The 10489-nt window shown below is 62.5% G+C and carries 9 protein-coding genes and 1 riboswitch; of the genes, 5 read left to right on the plus strand and 4 right to left on the minus strand.

Annotated features, from left to right (window positions below):
- Window positions 1-2 precede the first annotated feature (2 nt).
- From nadC to AB0O87_RS07395, 4 genes are read right to left on the minus strand one after another with little or no spacing between them, the layout of a single operon-like run.
- Window positions 3-854, minus strand: coding sequence for a carboxylating nicotinate-nucleotide diphosphorylase (nadC, locus tag AB0O87_RS07380; protein ID WP_363513487.1), 852 nt, complete (start codon window positions 852-854; stop codon window positions 3-5).
- Window positions 854-2383, minus strand: coding sequence for an L-aspartate oxidase (gene nadB, locus AB0O87_RS07385; protein WP_363513490.1), 1530 nt, complete (start codon window positions 2381-2383; stop codon window positions 854-856). Before nadB ends, nadC begins: the two co-directional genes overlap by 1 nt.
- Entirely contained in the window at window positions 2380-3726 is a 1347-nt protein-coding gene (gene nadA, locus AB0O87_RS07390; protein WP_363513493.1) for a quinolinate synthase NadA, read from the minus strand. Before nadA ends, nadB begins: the two co-directional genes overlap by 4 nt.
- A complete protein-coding gene (locus AB0O87_RS07395) occupies window positions 3723-4439 on the minus strand; it encodes an NUDIX domain-containing protein (RefSeq protein WP_363513496.1) in 717 nt (238 codons plus the stop codon). Before AB0O87_RS07395 ends, nadA begins: the two co-directional genes overlap by 4 nt.
- 225 nt (window positions 4440-4664) lie before the next feature.
- On the opposite strand from AB0O87_RS07395, the gene AB0O87_RS07400 reads away from it, so the two are divergent.
- From AB0O87_RS07400 to AB0O87_RS07420, 5 genes are read left to right on the plus strand one after another with little or no spacing between them, the layout of a single operon-like run.
- Window positions 4665-6356, plus strand: a complete 1692-nt coding sequence (locus AB0O87_RS07400) for an ABC transporter substrate-binding protein (RefSeq protein ID WP_363513499.1) — start codon at window positions 4665-4667, stop codon at window positions 6354-6356.
- Between the two features lie 40 nt (window positions 6357-6396).
- A complete protein-coding gene (locus AB0O87_RS07405) occupies window positions 6397-7392 on the plus strand; it encodes an ABC transporter permease (RefSeq protein WP_363513502.1) in 996 nt (331 codons plus the stop codon).
- The gene (locus AB0O87_RS07410) at window positions 7385-8359 is read left to right on the plus strand and encodes an ABC transporter permease (protein ID WP_363513505.1); all 975 of its coding nucleotides are present in this window, start codon (window positions 7385-7387) and stop codon (window positions 8357-8359) included. The genes AB0O87_RS07405 and AB0O87_RS07410 overlap by 8 nt, the downstream gene beginning before the upstream one ends.
- On the plus strand, window positions 8356-9207 hold the full coding sequence (locus AB0O87_RS07415) for an ABC transporter ATP-binding protein (RefSeq protein ID WP_363513508.1): 852 nt from the start codon (window positions 8356-8358) through the stop codon (window positions 9205-9207). Before AB0O87_RS07410 ends, AB0O87_RS07415 begins: the two co-directional genes overlap by 4 nt.
- The gene (locus tag AB0O87_RS07420; RefSeq protein ID WP_363513511.1) at window positions 9204-10079 is read left to right on the plus strand and encodes an ATP-binding cassette domain-containing protein; all 876 of its coding nucleotides are present in this window, start codon (window positions 9204-9206) and stop codon (window positions 10077-10079) included. Before AB0O87_RS07415 ends, AB0O87_RS07420 begins: the two co-directional genes overlap by 4 nt.
- 206 nt (window positions 10080-10285) lie before the next feature.
- A riboswitch (glycine riboswitch) is annotated at window positions 10286-10380 on the plus strand.
- The last annotated feature ends 109 nt before the right edge of the window (window positions 10381-10489 follow it).

Genomic DNA, 10489 nt, shown 5'->3' on the forward strand with positions numbered 1-10489 from the left:
GGTCAGTCGATTCGCAGGTCAAGACCGAGGTCGAGAGCGCGTGCGGAGTGGGTGAGTGCTCCCACGGAAATCACATCGACGCCGGTCCTGGCGATCTCGCCCACGGTCTCAAGTGTCACTCCGCCAGAGGCTTCAACAGTCGCTCTACCGTCGATCATGGCAACGCCTGCCCGCAGATCAGGAAGAGAGAAGTTGTCGAGCAATACCGTGTGCGCGCCGCCATCCAAGACCGCAGCCAGTTGGTCGAGGTTATCGACTTCGACGACCACGTGAGTCGTGTGGGGGAGGCGCGAGAGTGCGTCGCGCAACGCCGTGGCAAGGTCGACTCCCGAGCGTGTGAGCACGGCGAGGTGGTTGTCTTTCGCCATCACTGCATCGGACAGCGAGTACCGGTGGTTTCGACCGCCGCCAGAGTCCACGGCGTGCCGCTCAAAAGCTCGCAGGCCGGGGGTCGTCTTGCGCGTGTCGGCAATGCGCGCACGCGTTCCGTCAATGGCGGCGACGTATGCCGCTGTGAGGGTGGCGATGCCGCTCATTCGTTGGGTGAAATTGAGAGCGACCCGTTCCGCAGTGAGGATGCTGCGCGCAGATCCGGTGACGGAGGCGAGAACGTCCCCCGAGGTGAACTCATCGCCGTCGCCGACATGCAGGTCGACCGCCACGTCCGGATCGGTCAAAGAAAACGCGGCAGAGAACACTTCTCCACCACTGAAAACTCCGGGCTCGCGGGCGACGAGGTCGGCTGTGGCGGTGGCATCCTCCGGCAGCAGCGTCGTACTGGTGAGATCACCCCAGGGGGCATCCTCTTCTAACGCCGCGCTGACAACACGGTTCACAATGGCGCGAGTGAGCATCAGACAGACTCCAAAATCGATGAGCGGGGGCGGAGGGGCGTGGCGTGATGGCAAGAAGTGCCATCGCTTCGGTGGTGTGCCCCGACCGAAACGACGCGGTCGGTTGCCGCCACGGCGGTGGCCTCCGCGAGCAGAAGCAGATTTGCGTCTTCGTATTCGGTGATCGTGCGCGGCGTAGGCATGGATCTCGACCACGTCCGAATGTGCGAGAGTGCTCCGCCCAGACCTTCGTGAGTGCGGAGCAACCCGACGCTGTCCCACATCAGCTGCTGAAGTGCCCTGCGCGTGTAATTCGTGCTCGGTGGGCTGATGTCCGTGGCGTGGTGCGGCCGCGTAGCAGTGGGCGCGTCGGTCGCTATCGGCCAAGGCTCCGTCAGTTTCGCGGCGGCGCGAGCACCAAAAACTGCGCCCTCTAGGAGAGAGTTGGACGCCAGTCGATTCGCGCCGTGCACGCCGGTTCTGGCAACCTCGCCGACGGCAAAGAGCCCAGGTACCGTGCTCCGCCCGTCGAGGTCGGTGACCACCCCGCCCATCAGGTAGTGCGCCGCCGGGGTCACCGGAATGGGCTCGCGCGCCCAGTCGAACCCGTGCGCTCGTGTCACACGATCGATCGTGGGAAAACGCCGCGCGAGTGTCGCAGCACCGAGTGCGCTGGCATCCAAACGCGCGGGGGCACCCTGCACTGCCGCGCACCGCGCAATTGCTCTGGACACCACATCGCGTGGTGCCAGTTCGCCGTCCGGATGGCTATCGAAGGCGAATCTTCTACCGTCGCTGTCGACCAGAATCGCACCCTCTCCTCGCACGGCTTCGGAGATGAGGAAGGCGGCATCGCCAGTGGCCAAGACCGTCGGATGAAACTGTACGAACTCCAGGTCAGCGATCGCGGCCCCTGCACGCAGAGCGGCGGCGATACCGTCGCCGGTGGCCCCTGTCGGATTAGTCGTATGAGCGTAGAGCTGCCCTGCGCCACCGGTGGCAAGAATTACGGCATCGGCGTGCAACTCCGAGCGCACGCCGTTGGTCAAGATCTTGATGCCACCCACACCACCACTAGGCGTCTGGATTAGGTCTGTGAGGAATGCGTTTTCGATGACGGTGATCGCGGTTCGACCCGCAGTCGCGATCAGCGCGCGAGAGATCACAGCGCCCGTCGCATCCCCGCCTGCATGCACGATGCGCGCATAGCGGTGTGCTGCCTCGCGTCCCAACTGCAGAGCGCCATCGGGTGCCGTGTCAAAGGCGACGCCACGCGCGATGAGCTCCGCAATCCGCGCGGCACCGTCTTCGACCAGAACTCCCACCGCATCCGCGTCGGAGAGTCCCGCCCCGGCGGTCATCGTGTCGGCAGCATGAACCGCGGCCGAGTCATCTGGCCCGTAGACCCCAGCAACCCCGCCCTGAGCGAGCGCCGTGCACCCATCGCCGAGCGCGCCTTTGGTCACCAGCGTTACTTCATGACCACCTTCATGAGCATGAAGCGCCGCAGTCAGCCCCGCGATGCCGGATCCGACGACGATGACGTTCATCGCGCTCCGGCAGCCACCGGGGGCTTGGCCGCGAGCATTCTCTCCAACGCGACTCTTGCCGGGTCTGCAACGCTGGCGGCGACCGTGATCTGGTTCTGAATACGGCCAGCCACCAACTCCTCCAGCACCCAGGCGAGGTATCCGGGATGAATGCGATACATCGTCGAGCACGGACACACCACAGGATCGAGGCAGAAAATCTCATGCTGTGGGTACTGAGCGGCAAGCCGGCGCACGAGGTTGATCTCTGTTCCGATCGCGAAAGTCGTGGGCCTCGTCGCCTCATCGATCGCCCGTCGGATGTACTCCGTCGAACCCGCCTCATCTGCGGCGTCAACGACCTCCATCGGACATTCGGGGTGCACGATCACCCGCACATCGGGGTGCTCAACCCGCGCCTGCGCGATCTGATCGACGGTAAAGCGACGGTGCACAGAACAGAAACCGTGCCACAGGATGACGCGTGAGGCGATGAGTTCATCGGCGGACGATCCGCCGAGCGCTCGCCGCGGGTTCCACATCGGCATCTGATCCAGCGGCACGCCCATTGCTTTGGCGGTGTTGCGGCCGAGGTGCTGGTCGGGAAAGAACAGCACGCGCTGTCCGCGTGCGAAGGCCCATTCCAGCACCGTCTGCGCGTTCGATGAGGTGCAAACGATCCCGCCGTGCCGACCGACGAAGCCTTTGATCGCGGCAGAGGAGTTCATGTACGTCACCGGAATCACCGGCACCCTGCCATCCGCATCTGCGGTGTCGAGATCGCCAAGAACGTCTTCAAGCTGCTCCCAGCACTCTTCCACCTGGTCGATGTCGGCCATATCGGCCATTGAGCACCCAGCAGCGAGGTTCGGAAGGATCACTGCCTGCTCTGGTTGGGAGAGCAGATCGGCGGTCTCGGCCATGAAATGCACCCCGCAGAACACAATCGCCTCCGCCTCTACCTTCCCCTTGGCAGCTGTAGCGAGTTGAAACGAGTCGCCGACGTAGTCGGCATGCTGCACGACTTCTTCGCGCTGATAGAAGTGACCGAGGATCACTACGCGGTCACCGAGGGTGGCTTTCGCTGCCCGGATGCGCTGATCGAGGTCTTCTTCGCTCGCCTCTCGATACTCGGAAGGCAGTTCTCCTTGGCGCGGTGCCGCGGTTGGGATCACGTCGCCCATCGAAGAACCTGGACCGTATCCCGGTCGCGCGTCGAAGTCCCAGGGGCCCGCAGCGAGGTCGGTGGTGCAGGTGGCGTCGGTGGATGATCCGTTGACGATCGATTGGATCGCATGATCGACCGACGGGTCTGCGCGCAGCTTCAGTTCGGGCAGAAAGCTCTCGGAGGGACGAAGAGTCATCGGGTACTCGTTTCTTCGGGACTGAGCGGCCCGCGATCAGCCAGCTCAATGTCGGTGTTGTCGCGGTACAGACGTGCAGGGCGGTGGCTTCCGGTGCGGAAACGGTCGGTGGGGACGAGATTTCCTGCCGCCTCAACCTGGCGTCGGAAATTGGCAGGGTCGAGGTGTTTGCCGAGGATCGCTTCGTAGGCCTCGCGCAACTCTGCGAGCGTGAACTCCTCGGGCAAGAAGCCCTGCGCAACGCGGCTGTAGCCGACCTTGTTGCGCAGACGCCAGAGAGCGTATTCGACGATCTTCGAGTGATCGAAGGCGAGTGTCGGGAGCTGCTCTACGTCAAACCACTGCACGTTTTCCGGGGCGAGTCCTGAAGCGCGGTGAGCGTCGCTCTGCGCGGTGACATCGTCTTGACGCAGCAGAGCCCAGTACACGATCGACACGACGCGAGTGGGGGAGCGGTCGACAGCGCCGAAAGCGTAGAGCTGCTCGAGATAGCTGGGAGAAAGGCCCGTCGTTTCGGCAAGTGTGCGCGCCGCCGCGTCAACAGGAGACTCCGTCGGCGTAAGCCATCCGCCCGGGAGCGCCCACTGTTCGGCAAAAGGCTCACGAGTTCGTCGCACGAGCGGAAGCGCCAAGAGCGCTCGCCCGTCGTTGCCGCGACGCAGCGTCAGGATCACGGTTGAACCGGCCACCCGGATGGGCTCACTTTGAGTCATTGGCACCTTAACTTCCGATACCGATCTTAGTGTCATCTGCACCCTTAGTGTGCACGTGTGACGGATTTGGGCGTCGAGGCCGAAACGTTATCGAGGGAGCCCGAAGAGGCTTGTTCGACAAAAAGTAATTTGTTAGGTTACTGTCCTAACAAACCCCATCGTCGGGGTACTGCTCCATCTGGAGCGCTCCCTCCTGCAGTGCAGCACCGAGAGGAAACAACAGAAATGATCCGTAAAGGAAAGCGCCGTATCGCGCTCACCGCGGTCGCAGGCGTCTCCGTCCTTGCCATGGGCCTCACCGCCTGCGGCTCTGGCGGAAGCGACAGTGGCAACGCAGACAGCGACAGGGCACTTCGTGTGTGGGCGGGTAGCCAGACACCCATCACCGCGAACTACAACCCGTTCGCTCCGACCGTGCTCCACGGCGCGCTCGGGCCGATCTATGAGCCGCTGTTCTTCTACAACAAGACAGCGGACTCCGATCCTGTCGGCCTGATCGGTGACTCTTTCGAGTACAACGAAGACGGCACGGTGATCACGATCGCCATCAAGCCCGACCTCAAGTGGAGCGATGGCGAGCCGCTCACAGCCAACGACGTCGCCTTCTCCTTCAGCTACGAGGCCAACAACCCAGAGGGCAACGGTCTGGTTTCCGCTGAAGCCACCGACGACACCACTGTTGTGCTGACGTACTCCTCAGCGCAGTACACGACCGAGTTTCAGCGCCTCGGCTCCACTTACATCTTGCCGGAGCACGTCTGGGCCGATGTGTCTGACTTCGCGAATTTCGCTAACGAAGAGCCGGTCGGCTCTGGCGCGTACGTGGTCGACAAGACCACAAGCGAGTCGTACATGCTCGTCGCCAACGAGAACTTCCGAGACGCCGACAGCCTCGGCGTCAAGAAGGTTCAGTACATCGCGGTCGACAACAACCAGACAGCGCAAGACCTGCTGGCCGCGGGTGAGCTGGACTGGGCCGGCATGTTCATCCCGAACCCAGACGATGTCACCGGCAACGGCAAGATCGACTGGATCAACACTCCTCAGGATCCGACAGTCCTCTACACCTGCTCGAACGCCGAGCTTGGCTGTACAGGACCGCAGACCGACGTTGCCGTGCGCCAGGCGCTCAACGTCGCGATCGACCGGGCGACCATCAAAGACAAGGCATTCGTCGGCCTCACCGGCGACATTTCCCCGACCTTCGCTCTGCTGCCCCGCGACGAGAAGTGGGTCGCCGACGCCGCCAACGAAGTCAGCCCGCAGGAAGCGAATGCTGCTGAAGCAGGCTCGATCTTGGAGGCTGCTGGCTACACCAAGGGATCCAGCGGCGTCTACGAGAAGGATGGCGTTCCGGTGGAACTCAGCCTGATCTCCGTCGATGGATGGACGGACTACAACGATGCAGCCAAGCTGATCGCTGAGCAGGCCGAGGCTGCGGGCATCAAGATCACAGCCTCCACCGTGCAGTGGCAGGAGTTCTCCGACGCGCGTCAGGGCGGGAGCTACCAGCTCATCGTCGGCGGTGTGATCGGCACCTCCGTTGCAGACCCGTTCCAGATTTACCGCGACTGGTTCGGTGGTACGACGGTCGAGTCGACCAGCCCCGTCGGGGAAGAGGTCCCTGCGGGACGTTGGAACTTCAGCCGATACAGCAACCCGACTGTCGACGCTGCCATCCAGGCTGCTGTCAGCACGAACGATGAGGCCGAGAAGCAGGAGCTGTACGGAACGATCCAGACCGAGATCGTGCGTGACCTGCCCTACATCCCGCTCGTCATCAATGCGACGCAAACCTTCTACAACACCCAGGACTTCACCGGATGGCCGACCGAGGAAGAGCTTTACGCCTTCCCGCCGTCTTGGGGTGCGATCGCGGCAGGGCACATCCTGACGCAGCTGCAGCCGGCGAACTAACAAAAGGAGACGGGGAAGAAGGAAGTCAGGAAACAGTGACATGAAGTTTTATGCACGAAGAATCGGGTTCTACGCATTCACGCTCTGGGCCGCGATCTCTATCAACTTCCTTCTTCCCCGGCTCATGCCCGGCAATCCGGCAGACATCATGATTGCCAAGATGCAGCGGGCTGGCGGGGAAGTATCCGAGAACAGCATTCGCAACATCAAGCTGTTGCTCGGTGGCGATGACTCATCGCTCTGGGAGCAGTACCTGGCGTACTGGGGCCGGATGTTCCAGGGCGACCTCGGTATCTCGGTGACCAAGTTCCCGACTCCGGTCACGGAGCTCATCGCTGGTGCGCTGCCGTGGACGCTCATTCTGGTTGGCACGGCGACCGTCATCTCGTTCATTCTCGGCGTTGTGCTTGGGGCGTGGGCCGGATGGAAGCGCGGTACCTGGGTCGATCACCTCATTCCCGCGACGACGGTGTTGCAATCCATTCCGTACTTCTGGATGGCACTCATCCTGGTCGCCGTTTTCGCCGTCGGGCTCGGGTGGTTTCCCATCTTCGGTGGCTACGACGTGTTCGATTTTCCGGATGGGCCTGAACCCACCTGGGCATTCTTCACCGACGCAGTGGCCCATGCCGTTCTCCCCGCCATCACGATCGTGATCAGTTCGGTCGGCGGCTGGATGTTCGGCATGCGCAACATGATGGTCTCCACGCTGGCCGAAGATTACGTTCTCACCGCCGAAGCCAAGGGGCTGCGCCCGCGTCGAGTGATGACTACCTACGCTGCCAGAAATGCCGCCATCCCCTCGATTGCCGGTTTCTCGATCACCCTCGGGTTCGTCGTCGCCGGATCGATTGTGATGGAGCAGGTGTTCACCTATCCCGGCATCGGAAAGCTGATGTTCCAGGCCGTCACCAACAACGACTATGCGCTCATGCAGGGGTTGTTCCTCGTGATCACGATTACGGTGCTCGCGGCCAACTTCTTCATGGACCTGGTTTACGGATTCATCGACCCGAGGGCGCGCCAGAATGTCTGACACGAAAAACCCGCTCACCACTCAAGAACCTCCGATCACGGCTCCGGCCAGCACCATCTCGATGGCCACACAGCAGGGGCGCAAACGGCGGGTGCTCCCCAGTGCGTCTCCGAAGTTCATCGTTGGCGCGATCCTGGTGCTTTCCATCGTGCTGTTTGCGGTGATCGCTCCGATCTTCTCGCAGGACCCTCGAAGTACGGCCAATCCTGCACTGCAACCGCCGTCGCCGGAGCACTGGCTCGGAACCACGAAGCTCGGCAACGACATGTTCGCGCAACTTGCTATCGGTGCGCAGGGATCACTGTTGGTCGGTGTCACCGCGGGCAGCATCGCTATCGTGCTGTCGCTGGTCTTCGGTGTACTCGCCGGCTACCTTGGCGGCTGGCGTGAAGACGGGCTCGCGCTTCTCACCAACGTGATGATCGTGATCCCAGGGCTGCCGCTGGTTATGGTGATTGCCTCGTTCGTGCCGCAGCGCAGCTGGCAACTCGTCGCGTTCGTGCTCGGCATTACATCTTGGGCCGGTGCAGCCTATGTGCTGCGGTTGCAGACACGGTCGCTGCGAACGCGCGACTACGTCTATGCGGCGAAGGTCGCGGGAGAGCGCTCGTTCCGCGTGATTCTCGTCGAGATCATGCCGAACCTGCTGCCTCTTCTTGCCGCACAGTTTCTGTTCGCGATCATCTTCGCGATTCTCGGTGAGGCAGGGCTCTCGTATCTCGGTCTCGGACCGAACTCTTCAATCACCTGGGGTTCGATCCTCAACGATGCCCAGTCAGGACAAGCGCTGGGGCGCGGAGCATGGTGGTGGTTCGTGCCGCCGGGACTGATGATCGCCGTTCTCGGTGCGGGGCTGTCGCTCATCAACTTCGCGATCGATGAGGTCATCAACCCCAAGCTGCGCAATGCGCCGGACGCTGCCCGTCGGGTGCGCAAGGCCGCCAAGACCAAGGGGGTCACCGCATGAGTGAGCCAGTACTCACCGCCAGAAACGTCTCGATCGAGTATGAAGTCGACCCACCGGTTAAAGCTGTGCGAGATGTATCGCTGACGCTGAACCGCGGTGAGATCTTGGGACTTGCGGGCGAATCGGGATGCGGAAAAACGACCCTCGCCTACGGCATGAACCGCCTCCTGAAGGCACCAGCACTGATGACAGCGGGAGAGATTGTCTTCCACGACCGTGACGGCCACGACATCGACATCGTCGGGCTCGACGGCGAGGGACTTCGGGCATTCCGCTGGGACAAGATCTCGATGGTGTTCCAGGGGGCGATGAACTCACTGAACCCTGTGATCTCTGTCAAAGCGCAGATCTTCGATATCTTCGACACACACCGTCCTGGTATGTCGAAGAAGGCGAAGACGGCGCGCGCAGAAGAACTCCTCACCCTGGTCGGAGTCGATCCCGATCGGCTCACGAGCTTCCCCCACGAGCTCTCCGGCGGGATGCGACAGCGCATGATGATCGCGATGGCGTTGGCCCTCGACCCGCAGGTGATGATTATGGACGAGCCGACGACGGCCCTCGATGTGGTCGTGCAGCGGGGAATCATCCGCGAAATCATGCGACTGCGCGAGAAGCTCGGATTCGCGGTCATCTTTATCACCCACGATCTGCCGATGCTCATCGAGATCAGCGACCGCATCGCCATCATGTTGCAGGGCCAGATCGTCGAGCAGGGGACGGCGGCAGAGATCTATCGAGCGCCGCAGCACGAGTACACCAAACGGTTGCTGTCGAGCTTCCCGTCGCTAAAGGGCGACCGAGGAGACTTCGTTCGCACCGGTGTGAGCCAGGAGGGCGTGCGATGAGCGCGAACAATTCAACCGGCGCAGCGTCGGATGCACCGACAGCGCGGCTAGAAGCACGGAACCTGGTGAAGGACTTTCACCTGCGTTCTGGGTTCAAGACGAGCGCCCTTCACGCTGTAAAAGATGTGTCGTTCACCATCGAAGCGGGAAAGACTGTCGCGCTGGTAGGCGAATCCGGGTCGGGCAAATCGACGATCGCGCGGATGCTGATGAAGTTGGAGACTCCCACTTCCGGAGAAATTCTGCTTGACGGCAAACCATCGGGATCCGGTGGTCGCGCGCTGGAGCGGTACCGGGCCGACGTGCAGATGGTGTTCCAAGATCCGTTCGCCTCGCTCAACCCGTTTCACACGATCGTGCATCACCTGGAACGCCCGATCCGGTTGCACCATCCAAAACTCTCGCGTGCAGAGGTGCGAGAGCGTGCGGTGGAGCTGCTGGAGAGAGTGCGCCTGACGCCGGGGGAGAGCTTTGCCGAGCGGCGACCGCACGAGCTCTCCGGCGGACAACGGCAGCGCGTCGCCATCGCACGAGCACTCGCCCCTGGTGCGCGCTTCATTGTCGCCGACGAACCGGTTTCGATGTTGGACGTGTCGATCCGGTTGGGGGTGCTGAACCTCCTCGCCGATCTGCAGCGGGAAGAGAACCTCGGAGTCCTTTACATCACGCACGATCTGGCGACGGCACGGCATTTCTCCGACGAGATCATGGTGCTCTACAAGGGTGATGTCGTTGAGCGAGGTCCGGCAGACGAGGTCATCCTCAACCCCCAGCACGAGTACACCAAGACCCTCCTCGGCGCAGCCCCAGAGCCCGACAACCTCGGCCGCCTCCGCGACGAGGTCCGCGCCGAGCTCAATCTCCCCGCCTGACACCCACCCACCCCACCTCCCATCCCCTCCCCACATCCCCTCCCCACATCCCCACCCCACCCCACCTCCCCCCTCATCTCGCTCCCGTCGCACTTTCTGTCGCTAAACCCCACGTTCAGGCGACAGAAAGTGCGACGGGAGCAGGTGGGCAGGTGGGGGGTGGAGGGGGAGGGGCTAGACTGGCGGGACAACTGAAGACAGGCCGAATGAACCACGCGGGAGAGCCCCGGCGAACGCAGCCGGGCACCGAAGGAGCAAGCCTCCCCGCCAATCTCTCAGGTACGCGTACCGCGCGGTTCCGGCCACTCTGAAAAGCGACTCTGCAGCACGCTGGGTCCGCCGACGGTGAAAGCCCTGCCTGTGCGCGAGGGTGAAGCTCTCAGGCCTATGACAGAGGGGGAGTTCCAAGG

Origin of the sequence: Microbacterium sp. NPDC076768 (assembly GCF_040687205.1) — a bacterium.
Lineage (GTDB): Bacteria > Actinomycetota > Actinomycetes > Actinomycetales > Microbacteriaceae > Microbacterium.